This is a genomic window from Stenotrophomonas sp. PS02297 (assembly GCF_029959705.1).
Taxonomy (GTDB): domain Bacteria; phylum Pseudomonadota; class Gammaproteobacteria; order Xanthomonadales; family Xanthomonadaceae; genus Stenotrophomonas; species Stenotrophomonas nitritireducens.
Genome location: NZ_JASCOS010000014.1, coordinates 25,077 through 51,218, shown reverse-complemented (window position 1 = coordinate 51,218; position 26,142 = coordinate 25,077). Strand labels below are relative to the sequence as shown.

Genomic DNA, 26,142 nt, shown 5'->3' with positions numbered 1-26,142 from the left:
CCGCCACCCCCCCGCCGCAAACCCGCCCCTCACCCCCCCCGGGCGGGGGCCCCCCCCCCCGCCGTCGATCACGCCCGCCGCCTGCAGTTCCCGCAGGCGGTCGGCGTCGAGCGACAGCATCTCTCCCAGCACCTGCGCGGTGTGCTGCCCCAGCACCGGCGCGGCCTGCTGGTACTGCAGCGGCGTGGCCGAGAACCGCAGCGGATTGCGCACCCCCGGCACGGTGCCGCCGGTGGCGTGCGGCAGGTCGACGCGCAGGCCGCGCGCGCGGACCTGCGCATCGTCGAAGACCTGGTCGATACGGTTGACCGGACTGGCCGGCACCACCGCCTGCTCCAGCGCGGCCAGCCATTCGGCCGCCGGGCGTGCGCGCAGGCACCGCTGCAGCAAGGGCACCAGTTCGGCGCGATGCGCCACACGCGCGGCGTTGGTCGCATAGCGGGCATCGGCGGCCAGCTGCGGCTCGCCGATCACGTCGCACAAACGCGCGAACTGCGCGTCGTTGCCCACCGCCAGCATGAAATGGCCGTCCGCCGCCGGCATCACCTGGTAGGGCACGATGTTCGGATGCGCCGTGCCCTGCCGCTCCGGCACCACCCCGCCGACCAGCCAGTTCGAGGCCTGGTTGGCCAGCCACGCCACCTGCGTATCCAGCAGGGCCAGGTCGATCTGCTGGCCCTGCCCGGTGCGTTCGGCATGGCGCAGCGCGGCCAGGATCGCACTGGCCGCGTACATGCCGGTCATCAGGTCGGTGGCGGCCACGCCCACCTTCTGCGGTCCGCCGCCGGGCGCACCGTCCGGCTCGCCGGTCACGCTCATCAGGCCGCCGACGGCCTGGATCGCCGCGTCGTAGCCGGCGCGCTGCGCGTACGGCCCGTCCTGGCCGTAGCCGGTGATCGAGCAGTACACCAGCGCCGGGTTGATCGCGCGCAGGCTGGCATGGTCCAGCCCGTACTTCGCCAGTCCGCCGACCTTGTAGTTCTCCACCAGCACCTGGCACTGCGCGGCCAGCGCGCGGATCAGCGCCTGCCCCTGCGGCCGGGTGAAGTCGATGGCCACCGAGCGCTTGCCGCGATTGGCGCACAGGTAATACGCCGACTCGGTGGTGTCGTTGCCGTCGGCATCCTTCAGGAACGGCGGTCCCCAGCCGCGGGTATCGTCGCCCACGCCGGGGCGCTCGACCTTGATGACCTCGGCGCCGAAATCGGCCAGCACCTGGGTGGCCCACGGCCCGGCCAGGATGCGCGACAGGTCGAGCACGCGGATACCTTCGAGCAGCTTCATCCGATCACCACGCAGTCCGCAGGCAGGAAGGTTGCCATGTCTAGACGCCTGGCAACACCGCCACGCCCAGCCGCGGGACATCGCCACGCCCGGCGCGACCTGCCCACGCTCAGTAGTCTTCTTCGGCCGCCTCGCGCCCCTGCTGGCGGATGAGGGCTTCCTCGCGGGCGTCGTTGATGGCCTCGCGGACGCCGTCCAGGTCGACCGCGCGCAGGTCCGGGGTGAACTCGCCGGTCAACGCGCTGTCAGGCTGCAGGTCGCCGGCCTGGAACAGCTCCCACATTTCCTCGCCATACCAGGTATCGAACAACTCCGGCGCCGAGCGCCCGAGCCAGGCGGTGAGGTTGTTGACGTCGCGCAGCAGCATCGCGCGCGCGGCGTTGTTGCCGCCGGCGCTGACCACCTGCGGGAAATCGATGACCACCGGGCCATCCGGGCCGACCAGCACGTTGTAGGGCGACAGGTCGCCGTGGATCAGGCCGCAGCACAGCATCAGCTTGACCTGCTGCACCAGCACCGCATGGAACCGCCGGGCCTGCGCGGCGTCGAGTTCGACTTCGCCCAGGCGCGCGGCGCTGAAGCCCTCGACATCGGTGACCAGTTCCATCACCAGCACGCCGTGGAAATAGCCGAACGGCTCGGGCACGCGCACGCCGGCCCCGCGCAGCTGGTACAGCGCGTCCACCTCGGTGTTCTTCCACGCCGCTTCCTGCTGCCTGCGGCCGTATTTGCTGGCCTTGCCGATGGCGCGCGCCTCGCGCGAGCCGCGCACCTTGCGTCCTTCCTGGTACTGCACCCGCTGCTGGAAACTGCGCTGGGCCATGTCCTTGTAGACCTTGGCGCAACGGATCTCATCGCCGCTGCGGACGACATAGACGGCCGCTTCCTTGCCGCTCTTGAGCGGGCGCAGCACTTCGTCGATGACGCCGTCGTCGATCAGTACCTGCAGTTGTGGGGGTGTCTTCATGTCCAGTCATGCGAAAGGCGGCCGGCATGATCGCATGCAGGCCGCCTGGCATTCAGAAGCGCGTTCAGAACGCGTTTATGCCGGTCAGTTCGCGGCCGATCACCAGCTGGTGCACGGTCTCGGTGCCTTCGTAGGTGATGACCGACTCCAGGTTCAGTGCATGCCGGATCGCGCCGTGCTCGGTGGTGATGCCGGCGCCGCCGAGCAGGTCGCGGCATTCGCGGGCGATGTCGATGGCCAGGCGGCAGTTGTTCCACTTGGCCAGGCTGACCTGCTGCGGCTGCATCTGCCCGGCATCCTTCAGGCGCCCCAGCTGCAGCACCAGCAGCTGGCCGGCGGTGATGCGGCGGGCCATGTCGGCCATCTTGATCTGCGCGCTCTGTGTGGCGGCCACCGGGCGGCCGAACAGGATGCGCTCCTTGGTGTAGGCCAGCACTTCGTCCAGGCAGGCGATCGCGGCGCCCAGCGGGCCCCAGGTGATGCCGTAACGGGCCTGGGTCAGGCAGCCCAGCGGACCCTTCAGGCCCTTCACGTTGGGCAGGCGGTTGGCGTCGGGCACGCGCACGTTGTCGAAGAACAGCGCGCCGGTCACCGAGGCGCGCAGGCTCATCTTGTGCTTGATCTCCTGGGCGGTGAAGCCCGGGGTGCCCTTCTCGACGACGAAGCCCTGCACGCCCTCCTCGGTATTGGCCCAGACGATGGCGATGTCGGCCACCGAGCCGTTGGTGATCCACATCTTGGAGCCGTTGATCACCCAGTCGCCGCCGTCCTTGACCGCGCGGGTCTTCATGCTGGCCGGGTCGGAACCGCCGTGGGCTTCGGTCAGGCCGAAGCAGCCGATCACCTTGCCGCGCGCCATGTCCGGCAGCCAGCGCATGCGCTGCTCTTCCGAGCCGTAGGCATAGATGGGGTACATGCAAAGCGAGCTCTGCACCGAGACGAAGCTGCGCAGGCCCGAGTCGCCGCGCTCCAGCTCCTGGCAGATCAGGCCGTAGCTGACGCCGTTGAGGCCGGCGCCGCCGTACTGCTCGGGCAGGGTGCAGCCGAGCAGGCCCATGTCGGCGATCTCGGGGATCAGTTCGTCGGGGAAGCGGCCCTGGTCGAAGCAGTCGCCGATGATCGGCAGCACGCGTTCGTCGGTGAAGCGGGCCACGGAATCCTGCACCGCGCGTTCCTCCTCGCTCAGCAGCGAACGCACGTCGAACAGATCGAAGGGGTTGAGGGTCTTCAAAGTCATTGCTGTCTCGGAAAGCTGCCGTCACGGCGGGGAGGGTGGACGGATAAGGTAGTCCATTCAGGCCATCAGGATTGCTGCGGCCGCACGTTGACAAAGCGCCCGCGCCCCGGTCCGCCCCGCTCCCCGGCCGGCCGCCTCGCGACCCTCCGGCCCCAACCAACGGAACAGGCACGCCTGGCAGCCGACGCGGTATGGTGTCGCCCTTTCCGCCCTCCGAAGCCCGCCGATGCCTGCCAATCCGTCCGTTGCCGACCCGGCTCCGCCGTCGCAGAAACTGGAACGCGCGCTCAAACCGCGCCAGCTGATCATGATGGGCCTGGGCAGCGCGATCGGCGCCGGCCTGTTCCTCGGCTCGGGCGTGGGCATCCAGGCCGCCGGCCCGGCGGTACTGTTGTCCTATCTGGTCGCCGGCACGCTGGTGATCATCATGATGCACGCCATGGGCGAGATGGCCGCGGCGCGGCCGGCCAGCGGCGCGTTCTCGGTGTACGCCGCCGACGCACTGGGCGCCACCGCCGGCGCCACCATCGGCTGGCTGTGGTGGGTGCAGCTGGTGATCGTGATCGCCGCCGAATCGGTGGGCGCGGCCGGCCTGCTGGCGACGCTGCTGCCGCAGTTATCGGTGCCGCTGACCTCGCTGGCGTTCATGGTGGTGTTCACCGTCATCAACCTGATGGGCGTGCGCAACTACGGCGAGTTCGAGTTCTGGTTCGCCATCCTCAAGGTCGCCGCGATCATCGCCTTCATCCTGGTCGGCATCGCCCTGCTGTGCGGGCTGCTGCCGGGCGTGGCCTCGCCCGGCCTGTCCAATGTGTTCGACCACGGCGGCTTCGCACCCAAGGGCCTGGCCGGCGTCGGCGCGGCGCTGCTGGTGGTGGTGTTCGCCTTCGGCGGCACCGAGATCGTGGCGGTGGCCGCGGCCGAAACCCAGGACCCCGAGCGCAGCCTGGCGCGCGCGATCCGTACCGTGGCCTGGCGCATCCTGGTGTTCTACATCGGCTCGATCGGCGTGATCATCGCGGTGGTGCCGTGGACCAGCGAATCGCTCAAGTCCCCGTTCGCCGCGGTGCTGCAGGTCGCCAACATCCCCGGCGCGGCCACCGGCATCACCGTGATCGCGGTGATCGCCCTGCTCTCGGCGCTCAACGCCAACCTCTACGGCGCCTCGCGCATGATCCACTCGCTGGCCGCGCGCGGCGAGGCGCCGCGCTGGCTGGCGCGCATCAGCCGCAGCCAGGTACCGGTGCTGGCGGTGCTGGCCAGCGTGCTGTTCGGCTTCGCCGCCACCGTGCTGGAGCTGCTGTACCCGGACCGCGTGCTGCCGGTGCTGCTGAACGTGGTCGGCTCGACCTGCCTGCTGGTGTGGACCCTCACCCTGCTCTCGCAGCTGATCCTGCGTCGCCGCGCCGAGCGCCTGGGCACGCCGCTGCCGTTCCGCATGGCCGGCTTCCCCTACCTGACGGTGCTGGCGCTGGCGATCCTAGCGCTGATCTTCGCGCTGCTGCTGTCGGCCCCGGAAACCCGCCTGCAGTTCCTGTCGATGGCCGCGCTGACCGCCGCCATCGCCGTGGTCAGCGGGCTGGCGCGGCGCTTCCGCGGGGCCTGAACGCACCGCGGGAAGCCGCGGAAATCCGGGCCCGCTCCACGGCGGGCTTGTAACCGCGTGCGACTGACGGCAGGCTGCGCCCATCCGAGGCCCGCCATGCCCACGCCCGATCCCCGCGTCGATGCCTACATCGCCAGCGCCGCCGCCTTCGCGCAGCCGATCCTGCGCGAGATCCGCCAGCGCGTGCATGCGGCCTGCCCGGAGGCGGAAGAAGCGATCAAGTGGGGCATGCCCGCCTTCCTGCATCGCGGCAGGCTGCTGTGCGGCATGGCCGCCTTCAAGGCCCATGCCGCGCTGAACCTGTGGTCGCGCGACGGCGGCAGGCAAGACGACGGCGAAGCGATGGGCCAGTACGGCCGGCTGCTGTCGGTGGCCGACCTGCCCGGCAAGCGCGCATTCGCCGGCCAGCTGCGCCAGGCCATGCAACGCATCGATGGCGGCGCGCCGGCCCTCAAGCGCACGCCGCGGCCGCCGCTACCCATGCTGCCGGCATTCGCACAGGCCCTGGCCGCGGCACCGCAGGCCAGGGCCACGTTCGACGGCTTCGCCGCCAGCGCCCAGCGCGACTACCTGGAATGGATAGGCGAAGCCAAACGCGAAACCACCCGCCAGCAGCGCATCGCCCAGGCCATCGAATGGCTGGCGCAGGGCAGGCGCCGCCACTGGAAGCACGAAAAGCATTGACGCCGGCCCCGCCAACGATTCCACTTGCCCCCGAAAGCACGACACCGACACCCCCACGCAACGCCATGACCGATCTAGAAGACCTCATCCAGCGCGCCATCGACCCTTCGTCCGTCAAGCTGGAAGGCACCCTCACCAGTCCCCCGTCCTTCGGTGTCTATCTGATCGAGGACGCCGACACCGGCCACCAGCACTACCGTTTCGGCAGCCATCCGGTGCGCATGCAGGAGCTGGAGGACAAATTCGGCGGCTGCGAACTGGAATACCTGTTCCTGTCGCGCGAAGACGCCGCGGCGGCGACCTCGGCGCTGAACAAGCGCGAGGAATAAGCGCGCCGCGCTTCATCGCGCGCCTTGGCGCATCCAGCCGGAATCGTCGGGCATTCCCGGCCCGGACTTGCCCGGTATCGCCGCAGCGGGGCGTTGCCCCCGCCTACAGGCGGTTTGCGGCACCTGGCAGCGCGCAGCGTGGCTTGGCCGCGAATGCTCCAGCGGAGCGCTGCCCCGCTCGACCGTGCTTCACCCGATCACCCGCCTGAACGGCGGCAGCGCGTCGATGATGCGCTTGCCGTAGCGGCGCGTGAGCAGCCGCGAGTCGAGGATGATCACGCGGCCGGTATCGGTGGAGGTGCGGATCAGGCGCCCGGCGAACTGGGTCAGCGTGCGCAGCGCGTGCGGGACCGCGATCAGGTTGAAGGAATTCAGCCCGCGGCTCTCGAACCACTCGCCCAGCGTCGAGGTCTGCGGATCGGTCGGCACCGCGAACGGCACCTGGGTGATGACCACCGTGGTGCAGGCCTCGCCCGGCAGGTCCAGGCCTTCGCCGAACGAGTTGAGCCCGAACAGCACCGAGCCCTCGCCGGCGGCAGTGCGGCGCAGGTGCTCGTCGATCATCTTCTGCTTGGCGCCCTCGCCCTGCACCAGCACCTTCCTGCGCTGCGTGGCCGGCATCAGCTCGGCCACTTTTTCCATCTTCCAGCGCGAGGTGAACAGCACGATGCTGCCCTTGTCCCAGTCCAGTTCGGCAGCCAGGTACTTCGCCACTTCCTTGGGGTGACGCTCGCGGTCGTCCGGCGTCACCGGGAACGGCGGCACCACCAGCTGCGCCTGGTTGGCCAGGTCGAACGGCGAGGCCAGCGATACCATCTCCGCCTCCTCGGGAATGCCGTTGTCGATGGACAGCGCCTGGAAATCGCCGCCGCCGGTGAGCGTGGCCGAGGTCATCACCACCGAATCCACTTCGTCCCACAGCAGCTTGCGCAGCACCATCGCCGCGGACACCGGCGAACAGTGCAGCACGTGCTCCCCGTCGCGGGTCAGGGTGATCCAGCGCGCCATCGGCGGCTGGCCTTCCTTGTCTTCGCGGCGCCAGCCGGCCCACAGGTCGTGCTGCTGCTGGATCATCTCCAGCGCCATGCCCAGGCTGCGCTGCAGGCGCTCGTGGCCGGCGTCCTCGGGCTTGCCCTTGGCGACCTGCGCGGCGGCCGCCGTGGCCCAGTTGAGCAGGGTGCGGGTCTCGTCGGCCAGCTCCTCGATCGGCTGTTTCCACGCTTCCGGCAGGCGGCCATTGGCGGCGCGCCACAGCGGCTCCCGCTCGTCCGCGGCGGGCGTCCACACCTGCGCGATGCCGTCGGCGAACACCCTGAGCAGCTTGCTCACGCGCGCCGCCGCCTCAATCGCCTCGTTCGGCAGCAGGTTGCCGATCTTGTCCCTGTCCACCGCGCGATACGCGCCGGCGATGATGATCTGCAGGCGCCCGGTGCGCCGCGCCATGTCGTCCAGCGGCAGGCTGGCCGCGCCCTGGTCGATGGCGACATTGCCGATGTGGTGGCCTTCGTCCAGCACCAACAGCATGTCGGCGGGCGGTGCGATCAGCGGCTGGCCGTTGTCGGACTCGCCGATGGACAGCGCCGACAGCAGCAGCGCATGGTTGGTGACCACGATCTGCGCCTCGCGCACCTCGTTGCGCGCGCGCAGCACCGGGCACTGCGTCGAATAGGCGCAGCGGCGCCCGGCGCAGCCCGAGGCCGGCGTGGTGATGCGCAGGCGCAGGCCGGGCGTGACCGCTTCCGGCGCGTTGTCCAGGTCGCCGTTCCAGCGCCCTTCGGTGAAGGCGCGCATCAGCTTGCCGGCGACGTCCATTTCGATCGGCGCCAGCGGCCGGTCGTAGAGCTGCACCTCGTCGCCGAACATGCCCTCCTGCGCGCCCTCGCCCTGCGCCTCGGCGGCGTTGCGCGTGCACAGGTAACGGGTGCGGCCCTTGGCCAGCGCCACCGTGGCCTGCAGGCCGGTGGCCTTGAGGAAGTTGGGGATGTCGCGCTCGACCAGTTGCGACTGCAGCGCCACCGTGCCGGTGCTGACCACCAGCTTCTTCTTCGACGCCAGCGCGATCGGCACGCCGGCGGTCAGGTAGCCCAGGCTCTTGCCGACACCGGTCGGCGCCTCGACCACGCCCACCCCGCCGGTAGCCAGCGCGCGCGAGACCACCCCGATCATCTGGCTCTGCGAGCGGCGCGTGCTGAAGCCGGGCGTATTGGCCTGCAGCTTCGCGTAGGCGTCGCGGATGGCCGTCTTCACTTCCTCGGTCAACGCCCGCGGCGCTTCCACTTTTTCCGTCACGCCGTTCTGCCGCCTGCTCCGTTCATGGCCGGCATTTTCCCATACCGGCGCGCGGCCGCCGACCTACGGCGGTTCAGCCTGGTGCGCCGGCGTTTCCGCGCAGCGCCCTGGCCAGCGCCCAGGCCAGCAGCACGAAACCGGCCGCTTCCAGCAGCGACAGCATGAAATGGCCGATGCCCAGCCAGGTATTGAGCCCGGCGATACCGTCGAAATTACCGGCGGCGATCATCAGCAGCGGCAGCACCGACAATGCGGCGCCGAGCAGCGTCACCGCCATCAGGATCGCCAGCGCCCACAGCGCCGCGCTGCGCGCCACCGCTTTCGGCGCGCCGAGCAGAAGCACCAGCGCCACGCCCAGCGCGATCATCACCGGCAGGCGGTAGCCGACCGATACCAGCAGCGAGCTCAGCAGTTGCGCGTGGTCCATGCCGCTCAGTCCGCGGTGACCAGGGTAGCGGCGCGCTCGCGCAGTCCCGCATAGACCTCATCGGTTCCGGGACGCACGCCATGCCACTGCTGGAAGCTCTCGGCGGCCTGCTCGACCAGCATGCCCAGCCCGTCGAAGTAATTGCGGCAGCCGGCCGCGCGCGCCCAGGCCAGGAACGGGATCGCCGCCTCGCCGTAGTTGAGGTCCACCGCGGTGGTCAGGCTGTTGACCAGCGACAGCGGCAGGCTGAAGGCCGCGCCGTCGCTGCGGCCGGCGGAGGTGGCATTAATGATCAGTTCGAAGTCGCCCTGTTCGCGCAGCGCCTCCCAGTACGCCGAAATCGCGCGACCCGGCTCGCTCATCGCATCGACCAGCGCGTCGGCGCGCTCGGGCGTGCGGTTGGCCACGACCAGTTCGAGGATGCCGGCATCGAGCAGCGCCGGCGCCACCCCGCGCGCGGCGCCGCCTGCGCCGAGCAGCAGCACCCGGCGGCCGCGCAGGTCCAGGCCGTGGCGGCCGGTCAGGTCGCGCACCAGGCCGATGCCATCGGTGTTGTCGCCATGCCAGCGCGTGCCCTTGCGCAGCAGGGTGTTGACCGCGCCGGCGCGCTGCGCGCGCGAAGTAGTGGTGGCGCACAGCGCGAACGCAGCTTCCTTGTGCGGCAGGGTCACGTTGGCGCCCACGCCGCCGCCGGCGGCGAAGGCTTCCAGCGCGGCGGCGAACTCCTGCGGCGAGGCCTCGATGGCGCGGTAGTCGATTTCGATCCCCTCCGCCCTGCCGAAGGCGGCCTGGATGCGCGGCGACTGCGAATGGGCGATGGGTTGACCAAAGACGGCATAGCGGGCGGCGCTCATGGTGATCCTCTGCATGACCTAGACTGACGCGATCCCTGGCTTGCGGAATCTCCATGCGGATCCGATCGCTGCTGCTCGCGCTGTCTGCGAGTCTACTCTTTGCGCCGCAGGTGACGGCACTGGCCGAGTTCGGCATCGAGGGCATCGGCGTGGTCTCCACCCGCGCCGACGAACTGCGCGCCACGCGCTCGGCCGATGGCCGGCGACTGGTCTGGGCCAGCAACCGCGAAGGCGCCGCCGGCGGCTGGGATCTTTGGCAGGCCACGTGGCAGGAGTCGCGCTGGACCGATGCGCGCCCGCTGCCGCTCGGGACCGCCGCCGACGAGGTCGATCCGTTCCTGAGCGCCGACGGACGCTGGCTGTACTTCGCCTCCAACCGCGAGGGCGGCCATGGCGGCTTCGACCTGTACCGTGCGGCCCTGCTGGACGACGGCGGCTTCGGTCCCGCGCAGAACCTGGGCGCGACGATCAACGGCGCCGACGACGAGCGTTCGCCCGCCCTGCGCGAGGACGACGGCACCCTGCTGCTGGCCAGCAACCGCGGCGGCGGGGCCGGCGGCTGGGACCTGTGGAGCGCACGCCGCGCCGGCGACGGTTTCGCCGCGCCGCGGCCGATGGCCGGCCTCAACAGCCCAGGCGACGAACTGGACGGCAGCTGGCTGGCGGGGGGACGCGCGGTGGTATTCGCCCGCGGCAACAGCAGCGGCGGCGCGCAGCTGCAGCTGTCACATTGCCGCAACGGCCGCTGGAGCGCGGCCGAGCCGCTGGCGCTGTCGTTCAACACCGCAGAGGGCGACACCCGCGCGGCACTGGTCGATGCCAGCACCCCGGGCGAACTGCTGGTCAGCGGCCACGCACGCGCACCGCGCGCCGGCGGCTTCGACCTGTACCGGATGCGCGCGCCGGCCAGCAATGGCAGCGACGATTGCCGATAGGCGCATCGCAGGACCACGCCGATGGACAATCCCGGATGAAGCCCCAGCGGGGCGATGCCCCGCTCTACACGATCGGGGCGCGGCTTTGTAGCGCCGGGCAACGCCCGGCGGGGCATTCCCGGTAAAGCCCAGCGGGGCATTGCCGCGCTCTACACGATCGGAACGCGGCTTTGTAGCGCCGGGCAACGCCCGGCGGGGCATTACCGGCAAAGCCCCGGCGGGGCATTGCCCCGCTCTACCGCTCTTCCGGCCGCTGCGCGAGTATCTCGGCGCGCCGCCGTTCGTACTCGACCTCGCCGATCCGGCCGCTCTGCTGCAGGCCTGCCAGCTCGCGCAGCCGCGCCTCGACCTCCGGCGGCTGCGGCGACTGCCGCTGCAGCCGTTGCGCGGCCGAAGGCAGCTCCGGCGGACGGCGCGCGGCGCGGAGCACGGCGGCGATCACCAGCCCGATCACCACCGCGAACGCGGTCACGCCGACTATCCACACCACCCATTGCCAGGGCTGCATGCCGGGCGCGTCCATCTCAGCCTTCCCGCAGCCAGCGCGCGATCTGCGGCGCGTAGTAGGTCAGTACGCCGTCGGCGCCGGCACGCTTGAAGCCGATCATCGTCTCCATCACGCAGCGGCGCTCGTCCAGCCAGCCATTGGCGGCGGCGGCCTTGAGCATCGCGTACTCGCCGCTGACGTGATAAGCGAAGGTCGGTACGCCGAACTCCTGCTTCACCCGGTACACCACGTCCAGGTACGGCATGCCCGGCTTGACCATCACCATGTCCGCGCCTTCCTCCAGGTCCAGCGCGATCTCGCGCAGCGCCTCGTCGCTGTTGGCCGGGTCCATCTGGTAGGTGTGCTTGTCGGCCTTGCCGAGGTTGCCCGAGCTGCCCAGCGCGTCGCGGAACGGGCCGTAGAACGCCGAGGCGTACTTGGCCGAATAGGCCATGATGCGGGCGTTGATGTGGCCGGCGTCGTCCAGCGCCTGGCGGATCGCGCCGATGCGCCCGTCCATCATGTCCGAGGGAGAGACGATGTCCACGCCGGCCTCGGCATGCGACAGCGACTGCTTGACCAGTGCATCGACGGTGACGTCGTTGAGCACGTAGCCGCGCTCGTCGATGATGCCGTCCTGGCCATGCACGGTGAACGGATCCAACGCCACGTCGGTCATCACTCCCAGTTCGGGGAAGCGCTGCTTGAGCGCGCGCACCGCGCGCTGCGCCAGGCCATCCGGATTCCAGGCCTCGGCGGCGTCGAGCGACTTGCGCGACGGATCGACCACCGGGAACAGGTCGATCACCGGCACGCCCAGCTCCAGCGCCTGCTCGGCCTCGCGCAGCAGTTCGTCGATGGACAACCGATCCACGCCCGGCATCGATGCCACCGGCGCGCGGCCGGGTAACTCGTGCACGAACACCGGCCAGATCAGGTCGTCGGCGGTGAACGTGTTCTCGCGCATCAGCCGGCGCGAGAAAGCGTCGTGGCGCATGCGGCGCGGGCGGTAGCGGGGATGGAACATGGCGGTACTCCAAAGGCGGGGGAATGGCTTATTGCAGCAGGTAGCCCTGCGGTTGCAGCGGTTCGGGCAGCGGATGCCCGCCCAGCGCGTCGAGCACGTCGATCTCGACGGTGCGCACCATCGCGTCCAGCGGCAGGTCGTTGGGTTCCAGGCCGAAGGGCTCCTCGAGCTCCTCGCCCAGCTGGTCCAGGCCGAAGAACGCGTAGGCCAGCAGCATCGATACCACCGGCGTGGCCCAGCCCAGCGCGCCGGCCAGGCCGAACGGCAGCAGCACGCAGAACAGCCACGCGCAGCGATGCAGCAGCAGGGTATAGGCGAACGGCAACGGCGTGCCGGCGATGCGCTCGCAGGCGGCCTGCACCGTGGACAACGCGTGCAGGCGCTGCTCGAAGCAGCCGTACAGATAGGGGTCGAGCCTGCCCGCGCGCAACGGCGTGGCCAGTTCGGCCGCGACCAGCGCCAGCAGGGCGTCGGGAATGTTCCGCCGCTGCAGCGCCGCCTGCTGGTCCGGCTCCAGCCACGGCGCGGCGGCGGCGGCTTCGTCGCGGCCGCGCAGGCGCGCGGCCAGGGCATGGGCGAAACCGATCAGCGGTCGCGACACGCGCCGGCGCAGCGCCGCATCCTCCACCAGCAGGGCGTTCGCTTGGCGGGCAAGGCTGCGCACCTCGATCAGCAGCTGGCCCCATTGCTTGCGGCCCTCCCACCAGCGCTCATGGCAGGCGTTGTTGCGGAAGCTCAGGAAGATCGACAGCACCAGACCCAGCAGGGTGAACGGTGCCACCGCCAGGCCATCGGCGGCGAAGGGATGGTGCAGCTTGGCGAACAGGGCCACGGCCACCGCCAGCACGCCGATCGCCAGCACCCGCGGCGCGATGGCCGGCACGATCGAACCGCGCAGGATGTACAGCAGCTGCCAGCCGCGGGGGCGGGGTCGGATGATCATCGGTGGGTGGTCGCGCCTGCTGCGGGCCCTGTGCGCCGGACCCGTCTGCCGGCAGGGCCCGCCATTCTACGCCTGCCGGTCAGACGAAGCCGCCGCCCAGGCCCAGGCGGATCACGCCGACCACGATCACGGCCACGTTGAGCAGCAGCCCGGCCTTGGCGCGGCCGCGATTGCCGGCGCGGGTGAACAGCAGGCCGACGGCGGCGACGATCGCGCCGACCGCGGCGAACGGAATCAGGAACCAGTTGCCCCAGCCCAGCAACGGGATGAAGGCCAACACCATCCACAACAGCGCCACGATGCCCCAGACCAGACTGATCAGCCCCATGTCCTTTCCTCCACCGGTTGGTGCGCGCAAGATAGCCCGGAAACGGCCGCTACCGGGCGTTCCATCCGGTTCGCGGCCGATTCACGCACCGGCGCCGATGATCCATCCGACACCCACCGGGGAGTGAAGCCATGAAATTCCCGCTCGCCATCGCATTGGGCATCGCCCTGGCCGCCGGCGGCTGCGCCAGCACCTCCAGGGTCATGCTCGGCCAGGCCCGCGCGCCGGTCGATCCGGCCAGCGTGCGCATCTATTCCACGCCGCCGGCCGGCTCGGTGGAAATCGCCCAGCTCGAATCCTCCAGCGCGGTCGGCTTCGGCACGCAGGGCCAGACAGACGCGGCCATCGCGCGGCTCAAGCGCGAAGCGGCGGCACTCGGCGCCAACGGGGTGATCCTGATGGGCGTAGGCGCCGGCGGCTCGCCGGTGGGCATGTCGGTCGGCGCCGGCAGCTATGGCCGGCACACCGGCGGCGGCCTGAGCGTAGGCATACCGACGCAGCAGAAACGGGCCGCGGGCGTGGCGATCTGGGTGCCACCGGGCTCCCGGTAAAGCCGGAAAGCCCGGTAATCGACGGGCCTTCCGGGTCGTCCGCGGAATCTTCGGGGTACGGAGCCGCTACAGGCAATCGACAGGGGCGCCGGCGCATTCGTTGACGCCGCCCCCTGCCGCCCGGCATTCCCGGTACGTCAATCGGCATGCCCTGGTGCAGAACGTTTCCGCCGCCTACACCACGCCACTGGAAACGGACATTGCCGGAGCGCCGATGACATGGAGCGTTGAAGCCTTCTCATGACCGCCGCCCTTGGGAGCCGGACACCCGGGCGCCCCATCCCGGGCGCCACGGCTCACTCCCAAAGGAAAGCAGTCGCACTTCGGCGCCAATCAGACTTTTCCTATAACTCCCAGGCGAAAACCCCTACAGGAAAGGACGCACCCGGCTCCCTGCGGCGTGCTTCTGCAGCCATGGGCCCGGGCACCACCCGATTCTCCGCAGGCCTGCGGATCGGGGGCGGTAAAAGCCGTGCACAGACCGGATGTAGCGACGGCCGCACCGGGGCCGCCGCCGCTCCGGATCAGAAACTACCTTTTGCGCTGCGCAGGCACGAACACCTCTTCCACCGCCGTTGCCAGCTGGTCCGGCGGCAGCAGGCCCTGGTCGAGCAGGAAGTTGTTGAACGCCAGCAGATCGAATCTCTCGCCCAGCGCCAGCTCGGCCCGCATGCGCAGTTCCATGATCCGGCTGTAGCCATGGAAATAGCTGGGCGCACGCCCCGGCGCACGCACGGTATAACGGTCCAGTTCCTGCCGGGCCATCGCCTCGGACAGGCCGACACCCTCGATCAATACGCCGCGCGCCTGTTCCCGGTCGATCAGGCCCAGGTTGAGCATCGGATCGAGCATCGCACGCGCCGCGCGCAGCAGGCGGAACTGCAGGGCGATCATCTGCCCGTCCAGCGGCTCGTACGGCACCATCTCCGCCTCGGCATACAGCGCCCAGCCCTCCACATTCACCAGGTTGAAGGCGAACAGGGTGCGCGCCAGCGAAATGCCCCGCTCGACCATCGCCGCGAACTGCAGGTCATGGCCCGGTCGTCCTTCATGCGCGCTCAGGCTCCATGACGCGGCATCGAAGCTGAAATCATCGTACTGCGCCTTGCCCTCCGAGGCCGGGTTGCCCAGCGGCAACACGAAGACCCCGAACTGGCCGTGGTTGTCGACCAGCGGCGGCGGCAGGTAGTGCGGCGCTGGCGCCGCGGCGCTCTCGGCCGCGCTGCCCAGGCGCATCCGCAGCGGACGCTGTGGCATATCGACGATGCGCTGGCGGCGGATGACCGGGTCGATGGCGTCGATCACGCCACGGTAGTGCGCTTCGAGCCGGTCGTCGGCAATCTTCTCCCGCTTCAGTGCGCGGATCACCGCGACGTAGTCGTTGCGATCGTCGATCGCCAGGCCCTTGGCCGCGGCCACCAGCGGCGCCAGCTGCCGCAGCATGCCGCGGGTCTCCATGTACTCCAGCTGCGCGCGCTGCATCAGCAGGGCAGGATCGATGTCGATGCCGGCCTCCTTGAGCCGGAAGGCATACAGCCCGGCCGGCAGGCGCGGATCGGTGCGCGCAAGGGGCAGTACCTGTTCCCGGGTCCAGGCGATGTAGTCCTTCATCTGTGTGGCCAGCGTCGCCAGCGCCGCATCCGCGCCCCGTATGCGGTGTTCGGCAAACAGCTCGGCGATGCCCTCGACATAGGTATCGACATTGGCCAGCGCCTGCTCGATCTCGGCGCGCGTGGGCTGCAGCAGATCCGGCGTGCCGCTTTTCTCCTCGTAGCGCTGGCGCGCCAGCGTGGCCAGCGGCGGCGTGCCGGGCACCTGGCCGATGTAGGCCCGCAGCCGTTCCAGCGCCTTGCCACGATGCGGCGCCGGCGGCGGATCGGTCAGCAGGTTGTTGAGCCCGCCAAACACGACCTGCGGCACGTCCACCCACGGCATCAGGTACTGCGCATCGAGCTGGCTGCCTTCGATGCTGCGCTCGGCTGCCGCGATCATGATTTCCAGGTCCTGCCGGACATTGGGATCGCGTTCGAGCTGGAGCTGTCCGCGCAGCCGTTCGCGTGCCGTTCCCAGAGCCACGCGATAACGGGCATCGTGGCCCGGGGCCAGGTCGACCGCCCGGCCCTCATAGCCCTGCACGCCCAGCGAGCTGGCCATCTCCGGCAGGAACGGCGCCTGCGCCTGCAGCAGGATCTGCGCCAGCTCATTGCTGCGCGCCACCCATGCCGGGGCGCCGGCAGCGGCGGGTGCCGGGGTGGCCGGTCCCGCAGCCGCGGCCAGCGGCAGGGACGCGCACAGGGCGAGAACGAGGAGGGAACGCATCATGCACAGCTCCTTGGATCGGAACCGCGAACGTATTCAGCCACCCCGTCGGCGACAAGGTCGGACAGTCACAGTGACGTTCGTCATGCCGCCCGCCACACGCGTGGCCCGCCGGATCTCCGGCTCCAAACCGCGCATCGCGATCCGGCGACGATCACGGCGGCGGCGGAGGCGGTGGAGCATCACCGCCTCCGTGCCGGCTCAGGGCTTGAGGCAGCGCGCGAGGAAGTTCTCGGCCATGCGGTAGCGGTGCAGCGCATTGCTGCCGGACAGGCCGTGCTTGGCGCCCGGGTAGGTCATCAGCTCGAACGGCTGGCCGCGCTTCTGCAGCGCGCTCATCAGGCTGGTCGAGTTTGTGAAAAGCACGTTGTCGTCGGCCATGCCATGGATCAGCAGCAGCGGCGAGGTGAGTCCGTCGATGTGGGTGAGGATGCGCCCTTCGCGATAGCCGTCCGGGTTGGCCGCCGGCAGGTTCATGTAGCGCTCGGTGTAGTGGGTGTCGTACAGGCCCCAGTCGGTGACCGGCGCGCCGGCCACGCCGCAGGCATACTGGTCCGAGGCCTTGGCCAGCAGCATCAGGGTCATGTAGCCGCCGTTGGACCAGCCCTGCACGCCGATGCGCTTTGCATCCACCCACGGCTGCCGCTTCAGCCATTCCACGCCCTTGAGCTGGTCGGCTACTTCCACGGTGCCCTGCACGCCATACAGCGCACCGCCGAAATCGCGGCCGCGGCGCGGAGTGCCGCGGTTGTCCAGCGAGAACACCACGTAGCCGCGCTGCGCCAGGTACTGGTTGAACAGGTGGTCGCCGCGACCGGGCCAGCTGTCGGTGACGGTCTGCGATGCCGGCCCGCCGTACACGTACACCGCCACCGGGTACTGCTTCGCCGGGTCGAAACCAGCCGGCTTGATCAGGCTGTAGTGCAGCGGGGTTTTGCCGTCGGCGGCAGTGAGCGTGCCGAACTCGACCGGCAGCCGCGCGTCGCGGTACTTCGCGTACGGATGCGACGGATCGGCCAGGTCGTTGTCCAGCAGGGTGGCGATCTTCTCGCCATTGGCGCGGTACAGCTCGATCTGCGGCGGCGTGGCGCTGTTGGACCAGCTGTCCACGTAGACGCTGGCATTGTTGGCGAACGCGGCACCGTGCATGCCCGCGGCCTGCGACAGCTTCTTCGGCGTACCGCCGGCCAGAGGCACGACGTAGATCTCGCTGCGCAGCGGCGATTCGACGCCGGCGCGGAAATAGACGGTGCCGGCGGCTTCATCCACCGCCAGCAGTTCGTCGACCGGCCAGTTGCCCGAGGTCAACGCGGTCAGGTGGCTGCCGTCGGCATTGGCCACGTACAGGTGCTGGAAGCCGCTGCGCTCGGACGACCACAGGAAACGGCCGTCCTTGAGGAAGCGCAGGCTGTTGTGCAGCGGCACCCAGGTCTTGCCGGTCTCGGTCGCCAGCGTACGCTGCCTGCCGTCGGCCAGGTTGGCCTCGATCAGTTCCAGCTTCTTCTGGTCGCGGCTCTGCCGCTGGAAGGTCAGGTGCTGCGGATCGCGCCAGTTCACGCGGGCCAGGTAGATGTCCTGCTCCTTGCCGAGATCCACCCACTTCGGCGCCGCGCCGGCGCCCGGTGCGACCACGCCGAGCGTGACCAGCACGTTGCGGTCGCCGGCCGCCGGATAGCGCTGCTCGATCATCTCCACGCGGTCGGCGTACATCTCATAGCGCTTCTGCACCGGCACCGGCGATTCGTCGATGCGGGCGAAGGCGATGGCGGAGTCGTCCGGCGCCCACCAATAGCCGGTGTGGCGATCCATTTCCTCGTCGGCGACGAACTCGGCCACACCGTTGCCGATGGTGGCGCTGCCGTCGCGGGTCAGCTGCAGCTGCCTGCCGCTGGCCAGGTCGATCACCCACAGGTTGCGCTCGCGCACGAAACTGACGAAACCGCCCTTCGGCGAGAGCTTGGCATCGGTGGCGAAGCCTTCGCCGCGGGTGAGCTGGCGCACCGCGTCGCGCCCCTGCTTGCCGAGGTCGTACAGGTACAGCTCGCCGCCGAGCGGGAACAGCAGCGTCTTCGCGTCGGGCGACCACTGGTAATCGACGATGCCGGTCATCGCCGCGATGCGCTGGCGCTCGCGCCGCGCCTTCTCCTCGTCGCTGAGCGTTTCGGTGCCAGGCAGCACCACCTTGGAATCGACCAGCAGCCGGGTCTGGCCGCTGGCGATGTCGTACTCCCACAGGTCCAGCTGGTTGCGGTCGCTGTCCTTGCCGCGCAGGAAGGTCACCCGCGAACCGTCGGGCGCCACCTTGGGCTTCATCAGGGTGGGGCCGGTCAGCGGCGCGTTGCCGGTGATGGCTTCGAGGGTCAGCTTTTCGGCGTGGACGGCGGGCGTGGCGAGCATCATGGCAAGGGCGAGGAACAAGGGGCGCATGGGATTCCTGTCATCGACAGAATGGATCGCGCCATCCTAGCCGAGCCGGCCCGCCCTTGCCCCTGCCATCGGTCGCGCGCGTCAGGCCGCCGCCAGGCCCTCAGCGCTGGCCGCGCTGCTCCTCGCGCATCCTGCGGCGGATGAAGAACACCGTGAACAATGGAATGCCCAGGATGATCAACGCCCCGCAGATCGTCAGCCAGCCCACCGGTTGCGTCAGCATGTCGCGCAAGATCGGATGCATCGTCGTCCCCTCCCCGTGCCGTGTCGATGGAGGCAGCGTAGGGGGATCGGCCAGGGCTGGCCTTGCGCAGGATCAATCCCCGACGTGGCGCAGGAATGCCCTCCCGGAAAGCCAGGCGCGGTCGATGCGGGCACTGGGAGACCGGCTTCTTCCGGGATACCCAGCCCCTGCGCAATTGCCCTGGATCGCCCCTGCGATGGAAATGGAGACGCCAAGCCGGCTCGACGCCAGCTCCCACGACGCCTCCAAATTCCAAGTTCAGCGTTTTCCGAACAACTGCTGCCGCTCTTCCTCGCTCAACGGCTTGCCTGCATCCGGGTTGACCGTCGGGCCCAGCGCGTAGGCGCGCTGCGTGGCCGGGCGCGCGGCAATGGCCTGGTGCCAGCGGTGCAGGTGCGGGAAGGCGTCGAAGTCGGCCGGCAGCTTGCTGTAGGCGCCGATCCACGGGTAGCTGGCCATGTCGGCGATGCCGTATTCGTCGCCCGCCAGGTAGGCCGATCCGGACAGGCGCTTGTCCATCACCCGGTGCAGGCGCCGCACCTCGCTGTCGTAGCGCTCGATGGCGTAGGGAATGCGCTCGGGCGCGTAGACGTTGAAGTGGCCCATCTGCCCGCTCATCGGTCCCAGCCCGCCCATCTGCCAGAACAGCCATTCCAGCGCGGCGGCGCGGCCGCGCAGGTCGGCAGGCAGGAAGCGGCCGGTCTTCTCGGCCAGGTACAGCAGGATCGCGCCGGACTCGAACACGCTCAGCGGCGCGCCGCCATCGGCCGGGGCGTGGTCGACGATGGCCGGCATCTTGTTGTTCGGCGAGATGGCCAGGAAATCGGGCTGGAACTGGTCGCCCTTGCCGATGTTGACCGGCACCAGGCGGTACTCCAGCCCGGCTTCTTCCAGGAACAGGGTGATCTTGTGGCCGTTGGGGGTGGGCCAGTAATGGAGGTCGATCATGAATGCGTCTCCGTGGGGAACCGTCGCCGGGGATCGATACGGTAGCGCTTGGCAGCCTACCGGACGACCGTTAACCTGCCGCCTTTCCGCAACGCAGCATTCCTGCCATGTCCGAACACAAACCGCTGAGCCCCCTCCCGGCCCTGATCTTCGCCTCGCGCTGGCTGCAGCTGCCGCTCTACCTGGGCCTGATCATCGCCCAGGGCGTCTACGTCTATCTGTTCGGCCACGAGCTGTGGCACCTGATCACCCACGCGGCCAGCTGGACCGAGCAGCAGATCATGCTGATCGTGCTCGGCCTGATCGACGTGGTGATGATCTCCAACCTGCTGGTGATGGTCATCGTCGGCGGCTACGAGACCTTCGTCTCGCGCCTGGGCCTGCAGGGGCATCCGGACCAGCCGGAGTGGCTCAGCCACGTCAACGCCTCGGTGCTGAAGGTGAAGCTGGCGATGGCGATCATCGGCATCTCCTCGATCCACCTGCTCAAGACCTTCATCGAGGCCGGCCAGCTCGGCTTGCCGCTGTGCGGATCGGAAGCGGCCGTGGGCGTGCCCTGCACCAAGTTCACCTCCGCCGGCGTGATGTGGCAGACCATCATCCACTGCGTGTTCATCCTGTCGGCGATCGGCATCGCCTGGACCGACAAACTGATGTCCAACGGCCATCCCAGGCAGAACGGGCACTGACCCCGGCACCGATCCGGTCGATGGTCGTCACCCCGTGACGGCCATCGGCTTTCATGGATCCCGCCACCGCCGCCTCGTGCAACCACGCGCGGCAATGCTAGATTCACCCTTCGCCCCGGGTCCGGCCGGCGTCGGGAAACGCCGCGCATCCATGACGGCCCGGGCGAGCAACCATTCGCGTTCGTCGATTCAAGGGGAAGATTGATGTCGTACGTCACGATCCACGGCAAAGCGCGCCTGCTGGCGCCCGCCCTGCTGGCCGTCGCCCTGGCGGCCTGTTCGGGCAAGGACGATTCCGCTCCGGCCTCCGCCTCCGGCACGCCCGCCAGCCCCGCCGCCGCTCCGGCCGAGCCCGCGGTTTCGGCCAAGGTACAGTCGATGGGCACCGACCAGCTGCGCGATTCGGCCAGCACCGCCCTGCGCGAGAACCGCATGTATGCGCCGGCCGGCGACAACGCCATGGAGTTTTATCTGGCCCTGCGCGACAAGCTGCCCGACGACGCGGCGGTCAAGAGCGCGCTGACCGACCTGCAGCCCTATACCCTGATCGCCGCCGAACAGAGCCTGGCGCGCGAGGACTTCCCCGAAGCCCAGCGCCTGATCGCGCTGATCGAGAAGGTGGACCCGACGGCACCGGCGCTGCCGCGGCTCAAGCAGGGCATCACCCGCGGCATGGAAGTGGCGGTCAAGCGCACGCAGGAGGAGACCGACAAGGTCAAGAAGGACGCCGAGAACCGCGCCAAGCAGCTGGTCGAGCAGCAGCGCCTGGCGCAGCAGCAGGCCGCCGAGGCCACCGCCGCGCAGCAGCTGGCCACGCGCCAGGAGGCCGCACGCCAGGAAAGCGAACGCCTGGAAGCCGAGCGCCAGGCCGCCACCAAGCGTGAGGCCGATGCCCGCGCCGCCGCGCAGCAGGTCGCCGCCGCACCGAAGCCCGCCGCGGCCGCACCCACCCTGCGCGCGGTGAGCACGCCCGCCCCGCGCTACCCGGCCGATGCGCTGCGCTCGGGCACCTCCGGCGAGGTGCTGGTGGAACTCACCATCGGCACCGATGGTTCGGTCACCGACGCCCGCGTGCTGCGCGCCAATCCGCCGCGCGTGTTCGACCGCGAGGCGTTGAACGCGGTCAAGCGCTGGCGCTTCGAGCCGATCTCCAGCCCGACCACCACCCGCCGTACGCTGGCCTTCCAGCCGAACCAGTAACCCTGCGCCACCGCAGAAAAAAGGCCCGGATCGCTCCGGGCCTTTTTTTGTGGGCCTGATCCGAGGCCGCAGCGCCGGGCTTCACCGCCCGGCGCTGCGAACACGGCCGGAACCGGCAATCACGCCCGGGCTCACAGCTGGTCGCCCAGGGACAACAGGAACTCCACCATCAACCGGGTACGCGCCGATGCCTGGCGTGCGTGGCCATATACCACCGCCAATGGCGCCCCGGTGCAGGCATGGTCGTCCAGAACCGGCACCAGGCGCCCGGCCGCCAGCCCGGCGCTCACCACGTAGCGCGGCGCCTGCAGGATGCCCTGCCCCGCTTCGGCCAAGGCCAGCAGCACCGCGGCATGATCGCTGGCAAGCGGCCCAAGCGGGACATGGCGGTAATGTTGCCCCTGCCGCGTGTAGGTCCATGCACGGAACCTGCCGCTCCCGGCCATGACGTAACGCAGGCAGCGATGCCCGGAAAGGTCTTCTGGCCGCCGCGGCACACCCTGCTGCCGCAGATACGACGGCGCCGCGACCGTCACGAACCGGTGCGGCGGCAATGCGCGTGCCACCAACCTCGAATCGGGCACTTCGCCCAGCATCACCGCCAGGTCGAAGCGCTCGGCGGTCATATCCACGTGCCGGTCGGTCAATACCAGCTCCACTTCCAGGCCGGGATGCGCCGCCAACCATGCGCCGAGTGCCGGCGCGACCACGTACTGGCCGAAGCTCACCGGTACCGACAGCCGCAGCTTCCCACACCAGGGCTGCGCATCGCCTGAAAGCAGACTGCGCGCGGCCTCCACGCCACTCATGCTCTGCCGGCAGGCCGCGTAGAAGAATTCGCCGTCTCCGGTGAGGGTGATCTGGCGTGGGGAACGGTGGAACAGTTTCACCCCCAGCTCCGCCTCCAGTCGCGCAACCGACTTGCTCACCGCAGATGGCGTGAGCCGCAGCACGCGCGCCGCACGGGTGAAGTTGCCCGTTTCCGCCGCACGCACGAAGGTGCTGATGTCGCTGAAAGGATCCATCTCAAGCGTTCCCTGCGTTCACAGTTACTGCGAATTCCACGGGCTTATCACCCATATCGCTCCTTCCTATAGTCGCCCCCACACCATTTGGCGAGGGGCCTGTCTTGTTCGATCTCACACGTTCGCTGTTTCCGAAATTCCTGCTGCTGTCCGCCGCGGCCAGCGCCAACGGCCATTCGGCGCCGCTGCCGCCAAAAGCCGGCCAATCCTCCGCCGCATCGCCGCAGGCGCCCCTTCTTTCCGCACCACACCAGGGGCGCCCGGCGCTGCTGATGATCGAGTTCGTCAATGAATGGCTGGCCGATGATGGCAAGTTGCGCGGCCTGATCAAAGACCAGGAGGCCTTCCAGCATTCGCAGCAGGCTGCGCAACGCGCGCTGGCGGCAGCGCGCGACGCGGATATGCCGGTGATCCACGCCACGCTGCAGATGTCATCGGATTACCGCGAACTGGGCCAGGCGCGCTTTGGCCTGCGTGGCGCCATTCCCAGCTTCAATACCTGGAAGACCGAAGACAGCGGCTGGCGGTTCCATCCCGCGTTCGCTCCGCGAGCCGGTGAGTTCGTCGTCAGCGGCCGCGCCGGTGCCAGCGCGTTCGCCGCGTCCAATCTGGACAACTATCTGCGCGGCCAGGGCATCACCCGGCTCTATCTGGCCGGATACGCCACCCATGTCTGCATCGAATCCACGCTGCGCGCGGCGCATGACCTCGGCTACGAACCCATCGTATTGAGCGACGCCACCGCCGCCTTCACCGCGCAGCAGCAACGGCACGTACTGGAGCATGTCGTCCACCACTTCGGCTGGGCGATGCCGGTCCAGGATTTCATCGGCGCCCTGCGGCAGCAGGAACCGCTTCCGGCGCAGTCCCCCGCGGTGCCCGCAGCGGGCGGACCGGTGGCAGCGTTCAGCGCGGTAACCGCGCCGGGGCAGGAGATCCCCGGTGTTTCCGGGGCGATGGTTCTGGACAGTGGCCTGATCCTGCTCAGCGGACATGTCCCGCTGTCCGCCGACGGAAGCATCGCCGGCACCCTGCAGGAGCAGCTCGAACAGGTGTTCCAGAATCTGGAAGCCACGCTTCGCCAGGCCGGCAGCGGCATCGACCGCCTGGTCAGGCTCACCTTCTATGTCCGCGACTACCGGGAGGCGGAGCTGGCGACGATACGCGACAGCCGCGACCGCTGGCTGCGGGGGCATGCGCCAGCCAGCGCGCTGATCGGTGTCCAGTCGCTGTTCCGGCCCGAAGTGCTGGTTGAAGTGGACGCAGTGGCGGTGCGTTGAGGCGGACGCCGTGTCCTGCGGCAATCCACGCATCGGAAAAAAGACAGCCCGGCGGAGCCGGGCTGTCTGCACAACTGTACCGCTGGCCGTCAGCCCGAAATCGCCAGCTTCTCCTGCCGGTAGCGCCACACCGCCACCGCCCACAACAGCACCGCAAGCAACAGCGACGCCGCCAGGTAGACGCCCCACTGCTCGGCGCCTGGCATCTCGCCGCGGGTCACCTTCACCAGCATCTGGTTCTGCGACAGGAACGGCACCGCGTACTGCCACAGCTGGGTGTCCTTCAGCGGATAGGCCATCAGCGCGTAGCCGGGCATCATCGCCAGCATCATCAGCCAGACGATATGGCTCTGCGCTTCCTTCATGCTGCGGGCGCCCGCCGCCAGGCAGGTCAGCAGCGCGGTGCCGATCAGCACCAGCGGCAGCAGCACCAGAAGCAGCTTGCCCATCGCCATGAAGCTGACATCCAGCGAGCCGGCCATGCCGCGGCCGATGCTGGCGCTGAACTTGAACGACAGCAGGATCAGCAGGATCGCCGTCAGTCCGACCGCCGCCGAGGCCAGCATCTTGCCGCTGACCAGGGCGCCGCGCGAAGCCGGGGTGGCCAGCAGCGGCTCCAGCGACTGCCGCTCGCGCTCGCCGGCGGTGGTGTCCATGACCAGGTGCGAGCCGCCGATGAAGGCGAACATCATCAGCAGCATCGGCAGGATGACGGACAGGAAGATGCCGCGCTTGGCCTCGGCGGTGGCCAGGTCGCGCGTGCCCACGCTCACCGGCGCGGCCACCATCGGATTGACGCCGCGCGCCAGCAGCCGCAGCGCGCCCACCGACTGGCCGTAGGCCATCAGCACCTTGCGCACGCGCGCCACCTGCACATCGCTGGTGCGGCGCGTGGTGTCGGCCACGACCTCGACCTTGGCCGGCTTGCCGGCGTGCCAGTCGTCGGCGAAGTCGGGGGCGATCACCAGCGCCACGTCCTCGCGCTGGGCGCGGATGCGGGCCTCGTAATCGTCCGGCGCCTCGCTGGCGGTGATGCCGTGGCTGGCCAGGAACGCCACCAGGTTGGGCGCGCGCTCCATGCCCACCACCGGCAGGGCCATGTCCTTCTCCAGCTGGTTCTCCACGCGCAGGTTGCTGAGCTTGTCGATGCCCAGGAACAGCAGCGGGTACAGCAGCGGCGCGGTGAACAGGGTCAGCAGGAAGGTGCGGCGGTCGCGGGCGAAGTCGCGCAGCTCCTTGCGCATCACCGTGAACATGCTGCCAATGAATCCGGTCTTGTTCATGCGTGCAGGCCCTCCTCGCTGCCGATCAGCTTGACGAACGCGTCTTCCAGGTTGGTTTCGCCGGCGTGATCGCGCAGTTCGTCGGGCGTGCCCTGCGCCACCACGCGGCCGTGCGCGACGATGACGATGCGGTCACACAGTGCCGCCACCTCCTGCATGATGTGGCTGGAGAAGATCACGCAGCGGCCCTCGGCGCGCAGTTCCTTGAGGAAGCCGCGCAGGCCGCGCGTGGTCATCACGTCCAGTCCGTTGGTCGGTTCGTCGAGGATCACGTTCTTCGGGTCGTGCACCAGCGCGCGGGCGATGGCGGTCTTGGTGCGCTGGCCCTGGCTGAAGCCTTCGGTCGGGCGGTCGAGGAAATCCTCCATCTGCAGCGCCGCGGCCAGGCGGCCGATGCGCGCGGCGATGGTCGCCGCGTCCATGCCGTGCAGCTGGCCGAAGTACTCGATGTTCTCGCGCGCGGTCAGGCGCTTGTACACGCCGCGCGCATCGGGCAGCACGCCCAGGCTGCGGCGCACCGTGTTCGGGTCGACCGCGGCGTCCACGCCGTCCACCACGACCTTGCCGGTCTCCGGCGTCATCAGCGTGTAGAGCATGCGCAGCGTGGTGGTCTTGCCGGCGCCGTTGGGGCCGAGCAGGCCGGTGATCTGGCCGTCGTGGGCAGTGAAGCCCACCTCGTCCACGGCGATCACCGGCGTCTTGTCCTTGCCCTTGCCGGGGAAGGTCTTGCGGAGTCGTTCTGCAACGATCATGGAAGCGGATCCTTGAGTGATGCGTGG

Annotated in this window: 25 protein-coding genes; 8 read left to right on the top strand and 17 right to left on the bottom strand. The window is 69.4% G+C overall.

Annotation, left to right across the window (positions count from 1 at the left end):
- The 3 genes from QMX80_RS05555 to QMX80_RS05545 form a co-directional block, all read right to left on the bottom strand.
- On the bottom strand, window positions 1–1,284 hold a 1,284-nt coding region (locus tag QMX80_RS05555), incomplete at its 3' end, for a CaiB/BaiF CoA-transferase family protein (RefSeq protein WP_282275759.1).
- Window positions 1,285–1,393: 109 nt separating this feature from the next.
- Window positions 1,394–2,251, bottom strand: a complete 858-nt coding sequence (locus QMX80_RS05550) for a PA4780 family RIO1-like protein kinase (RefSeq protein WP_282275758.1) — start codon at window positions 2,249–2,251, stop codon at window positions 1,394–1,396.
- Between the two features lie 64 nt (window positions 2,252–2,315).
- Entirely contained in the window at window positions 2,316–3,488 is a 1,173-nt protein-coding gene (locus tag QMX80_RS05545) for an acyl-CoA dehydrogenase family protein (RefSeq protein WP_055766967.1), read from the bottom strand.
- 226 nt (window positions 3,489–3,714) lie between these two features.
- Between QMX80_RS05545 and QMX80_RS05540 the strand changes: the two genes are divergently transcribed.
- The 3 genes from QMX80_RS05540 (at window position 3,715) to QMX80_RS05530 (ending at window position 6,107) form a co-directional block, all read left to right on the top strand.
- Entirely contained in the window at window positions 3,715–5,094 is a 1,380-nt protein-coding gene (locus QMX80_RS05540) for an amino acid permease (RefSeq protein ID WP_282275757.1), read from the top strand.
- A 96-nt stretch (window positions 5,095–5,190) separates the two neighbouring features.
- Complete coding sequence (locus QMX80_RS05535; RefSeq protein WP_055766974.1) at window positions 5,191–5,778, top strand: YdeI/OmpD-associated family protein; 588 nt, start codon at window positions 5,191–5,193, stop codon at window positions 5,776–5,778.
- 65 nt (window positions 5,779–5,843) lie between these two features.
- Window positions 5,844–6,107 (top strand): hypothetical protein, encoded by a 264-nt coding sequence (locus QMX80_RS05530; protein WP_273081390.1) that lies wholly within the window; start codon window positions 5,844–5,846, stop codon window positions 6,105–6,107.
- A gap of 189 nt (window positions 6,108–6,296) precedes the next feature.
- Here the strand turns inward: QMX80_RS05530 and dinG are convergent, their stop codons facing one another.
- From dinG to aroE, 3 genes are all read right to left on the bottom strand, one after another.
- The gene (gene dinG / locus QMX80_RS05525; RefSeq protein WP_055766980.1) at window positions 6,297–8,396 is read right to left on the bottom strand and encodes an ATP-dependent DNA helicase DinG; all 2,100 of its coding nucleotides are present in this window, start codon (window positions 8,394–8,396) and stop codon (window positions 6,297–6,299) included.
- A gap of 73 nt (window positions 8,397–8,469) precedes the next feature.
- Window positions 8,470–8,823 carry a hypothetical protein gene (locus QMX80_RS05520; protein WP_282275750.1) on the bottom strand — a complete coding sequence of 118 codons (354 nt, stop codon included), beginning with the start codon at window positions 8,821–8,823 and terminating at the stop codon, window positions 8,470–8,472.
- A 5-nt stretch (window positions 8,824–8,828) separates the two neighbouring features.
- A complete protein-coding gene (gene aroE, locus QMX80_RS05515) occupies window positions 8,829–9,677 on the bottom strand; it encodes a shikimate dehydrogenase (protein ID WP_055767409.1) in 849 nt (282 codons plus the stop codon).
- 53 nt (window positions 9,678–9,730) lie between these two features.
- On the opposite strand from aroE, the gene QMX80_RS05510 reads away from it, so the two are divergent.
- The gene (locus tag QMX80_RS05510) at window positions 9,731–10,612 is read left to right on the top strand and encodes a TolB-like protein (RefSeq protein ID WP_282275748.1); all 882 of its coding nucleotides are present in this window, start codon (window positions 9,731–9,733) and stop codon (window positions 10,610–10,612) included.
- A 235-nt stretch (window positions 10,613–10,847) separates the two neighbouring features.
- Here the strand turns inward: QMX80_RS05510 and QMX80_RS05505 are convergent, their stop codons facing one another.
- From QMX80_RS05505 to QMX80_RS05490, 4 genes are all read right to left on the bottom strand, one after another.
- A complete protein-coding gene (locus QMX80_RS05505; RefSeq protein ID WP_282275745.1) occupies window positions 10,848–11,135 on the bottom strand; it encodes an SHOCT domain-containing protein in 288 nt (95 codons plus the stop codon).
- Between the two features lies 1 nt (window position 11,136).
- Window positions 11,137–12,126 (bottom strand): porphobilinogen synthase, encoded by a 990-nt coding sequence (gene hemB / locus QMX80_RS05500; protein ID WP_282275743.1) that lies wholly within the window; start codon window positions 12,124–12,126, stop codon window positions 11,137–11,139.
- Window positions 12,127–12,154: 28 nt separating this feature from the next.
- A complete protein-coding gene (locus tag QMX80_RS05495) occupies window positions 12,155–13,069 on the bottom strand; it encodes a bestrophin family protein (RefSeq protein ID WP_282275741.1) in 915 nt (304 codons plus the stop codon).
- A 79-nt stretch (window positions 13,070–13,148) separates the two neighbouring features.
- A complete protein-coding gene (locus QMX80_RS05490) occupies window positions 13,149–13,391 on the bottom strand; it encodes a hypothetical protein (protein ID WP_282275761.1) in 243 nt (80 codons plus the stop codon).
- 137 nt (window positions 13,392–13,528) lie between these two features.
- On the opposite strand from QMX80_RS05490, the gene QMX80_RS05485 reads away from it, so the two are divergent.
- Complete coding sequence (locus QMX80_RS05485) at window positions 13,529–13,948, top strand: hypothetical protein (RefSeq protein ID WP_055766999.1); 420 nt, start codon at window positions 13,529–13,531, stop codon at window positions 13,946–13,948.
- Between the two features lie 531 nt (window positions 13,949–14,479).
- Here QMX80_RS05485 and QMX80_RS05480 read toward each other — a convergent pair.
- The 4 genes from QMX80_RS05480 to QMX80_RS05465 all read right to left on the bottom strand — a co-directional run bounded on the left by QMX80_RS05480 (window position 14,480) and on the right by QMX80_RS05465 (window position 19,886).
- Window positions 14,480–16,267 carry a DUF885 domain-containing protein gene (locus tag QMX80_RS05480; protein ID WP_282275760.1) on the bottom strand — a complete coding sequence of 596 codons (1,788 nt, stop codon included), beginning with the start codon at window positions 16,265–16,267 and terminating at the stop codon, window positions 14,480–14,482.
- A gap of 201 nt (window positions 16,268–16,468) precedes the next feature.
- Complete coding sequence (locus tag QMX80_RS05475; protein WP_282275738.1) at window positions 16,469–18,694, bottom strand: S9 family peptidase; 2,226 nt, start codon at window positions 18,692–18,694, stop codon at window positions 16,469–16,471.
- A 100-nt stretch (window positions 18,695–18,794) separates the two neighbouring features.
- A complete protein-coding gene (locus QMX80_RS05470; protein WP_273081404.1) occupies window positions 18,795–18,938 on the bottom strand; it encodes a hypothetical protein in 144 nt (47 codons plus the stop codon).
- Window positions 18,939–19,196: 258 nt separating this feature from the next.
- Window positions 19,197–19,886, bottom strand: a complete 690-nt coding sequence (locus tag QMX80_RS05465) for a glutathione binding-like protein (protein ID WP_282275734.1) — start codon at window positions 19,884–19,886, stop codon at window positions 19,197–19,199.
- 107 nt (window positions 19,887–19,993) lie between these two features.
- Here QMX80_RS05465 and QMX80_RS05460 point away from each other — a divergent pair, with 107 nt between their 5' ends.
- Window positions 19,994–20,575: a TIGR00645 family protein gene (locus QMX80_RS05460; RefSeq protein WP_055767014.1), complete on the top strand. Its 582-nt coding sequence runs from the start codon at window positions 19,994–19,996 to the stop codon at window positions 20,573–20,575.
- Between the two features lie 204 nt (window positions 20,576–20,779).
- Window positions 20,780–21,775: an energy transducer TonB gene (locus tag QMX80_RS05455; RefSeq protein ID WP_055767017.1), complete on the top strand. Its 996-nt coding sequence runs from the start codon at window positions 20,780–20,782 to the stop codon at window positions 21,773–21,775.
- Between the two features lie 131 nt (window positions 21,776–21,906).
- On the opposite strand, the gene QMX80_RS05450 is transcribed toward QMX80_RS05455, so the two are convergent.
- Window positions 21,907–22,800 carry a LysR family transcriptional regulator gene (locus QMX80_RS05450; RefSeq protein ID WP_273081410.1) on the bottom strand — a complete coding sequence of 298 codons (894 nt, stop codon included), beginning with the start codon at window positions 22,798–22,800 and terminating at the stop codon, window positions 21,907–21,909.
- Between the two features lie 104 nt (window positions 22,801–22,904).
- Between QMX80_RS05450 and QMX80_RS05445 the strand changes: the two genes are divergently transcribed.
- Entirely contained in the window at window positions 22,905–24,080 is a 1,176-nt protein-coding gene (locus QMX80_RS05445; protein WP_282275727.1) for an isochorismatase family protein, read from the top strand.
- A gap of 89 nt (window positions 24,081–24,169) precedes the next feature.
- Here the strand turns inward: QMX80_RS05445 and QMX80_RS05440 are convergent, their stop codons facing one another.
- Together QMX80_RS05440 and QMX80_RS05435 are read right to left on the bottom strand one after the other, a co-directional pair.
- Window positions 24,170–25,363, bottom strand: a complete 1,194-nt coding sequence (locus QMX80_RS05440) for an ABC transporter permease (protein WP_273081414.1) — start codon at window positions 25,361–25,363, stop codon at window positions 24,170–24,172.
- Window positions 25,360–26,115 carry an ATP-binding cassette domain-containing protein gene (locus QMX80_RS05435; protein ID WP_055767025.1) on the bottom strand — a complete coding sequence of 252 codons (756 nt, stop codon included), beginning with the start codon at window positions 26,113–26,115 and terminating at the stop codon, window positions 25,360–25,362. Before QMX80_RS05435 ends, QMX80_RS05440 begins: the two co-directional genes overlap by 4 nt.
- Window positions 26,116–26,142 lie beyond the last annotated feature (27 nt).

Bases quoted from the DNA above. Each gene is read 5' to 3' on its own strand.
- QMX80_RS05520 (WP_282275750.1), bottom strand. From the start codon at position 8,823: ATGGACCACGCGCAACTGCTGAGCTCGCTGCTGGTATCGGTCGGCTAC.
- QMX80_RS05435 (WP_055767025.1), bottom strand. From the start codon at position 26,115: ATGATCGTTGCAGAACGACTCCGCAAGACCTTCCCCGGCAAGGGCAAG.
- hemB (WP_282275743.1), bottom strand. From the start codon at position 12,126: ATGTTCCATCCCCGCTACCGCCCGCGCCGCATGCGCCACGACGCTTTC.
- QMX80_RS05530 (WP_273081390.1), top strand. From the start codon at position 5,844: ATGACCGATCTAGAAGACCTCATCCAGCGCGCCATCGACCCTTCGTCC.
- QMX80_RS05480 (WP_282275760.1), bottom strand. From the start codon at position 16,267: ATGCGTTCCCTCCTCGTTCTCGCCCTGTGCGCGTCCCTGCCGCTGGCC.
- QMX80_RS05465 (WP_282275734.1), bottom strand. From the start codon at position 19,886: ATGATCGACCTCCATTACTGGCCCACCCCCAACGGCCACAAGATCACC.
- QMX80_RS05450 (WP_273081410.1), bottom strand. From the start codon at position 22,800: ATGGATCCTTTCAGCGACATCAGCACCTTCGTGCGTGCGGCGGAAACG.
- QMX80_RS05545 (WP_055766967.1), bottom strand. From the start codon at position 3,488: ATGACTTTGAAGACCCTCAACCCCTTCGATCTGTTCGACGTGCGTTCG.
- QMX80_RS05470 (WP_273081404.1), bottom strand. From the start codon at position 18,938: ATGCATCCGATCTTGCGCGACATGCTGACGCAACCGGTGGGCTGGCTG.
- QMX80_RS05440 (WP_273081414.1), bottom strand. From the start codon at position 25,363: ATGAACAAGACCGGATTCATTGGCAGCATGTTCACGGTGATGCGCAAG.
- QMX80_RS05460 (WP_055767014.1), top strand. From the start codon at position 19,994: ATGTCCGAACACAAACCGCTGAGCCCCCTCCCGGCCCTGATCTTCGCC.
- QMX80_RS05475 (WP_282275738.1), bottom strand. From the start codon at position 18,694: ATGCGCCCCTTGTTCCTCGCCCTTGCCATGATGCTCGCCACGCCCGCC.
- QMX80_RS05550 (WP_282275758.1), bottom strand. From the start codon at position 2,251: ATGAAGACACCCCCACAACTGCAGGTACTGATCGACGACGGCGTCATC.
- QMX80_RS05455 (WP_055767017.1), top strand. From the start codon at position 20,780: ATGTCGTACGTCACGATCCACGGCAAAGCGCGCCTGCTGGCGCCCGCC.
- QMX80_RS05495 (WP_282275741.1), bottom strand. From the start codon at position 13,069: ATGATCATCCGACCCCGCCCCCGCGGCTGGCAGCTGCTGTACATCCTG.
- QMX80_RS05535 (WP_055766974.1), top strand. From the start codon at position 5,191: ATGCCCACGCCCGATCCCCGCGTCGATGCCTACATCGCCAGCGCCGCC.
- aroE (WP_055767409.1), bottom strand. From the start codon at position 9,677: ATGAGCGCCGCCCGCTATGCCGTCTTTGGTCAACCCATCGCCCATTCG.
- QMX80_RS05485 (WP_055766999.1), top strand. From the start codon at position 13,529: ATGAAATTCCCGCTCGCCATCGCATTGGGCATCGCCCTGGCCGCCGGC.
- QMX80_RS05540 (WP_282275757.1), top strand. From the start codon at position 3,715: ATGCCTGCCAATCCGTCCGTTGCCGACCCGGCTCCGCCGTCGCAGAAA.
- QMX80_RS05505 (WP_282275745.1), bottom strand. From the start codon at position 11,135: ATGGACGCGCCCGGCATGCAGCCCTGGCAATGGGTGGTGTGGATAGTC.
- QMX80_RS05510 (WP_282275748.1), top strand. From the start codon at position 9,731: ATGCGGATCCGATCGCTGCTGCTCGCGCTGTCTGCGAGTCTACTCTTT.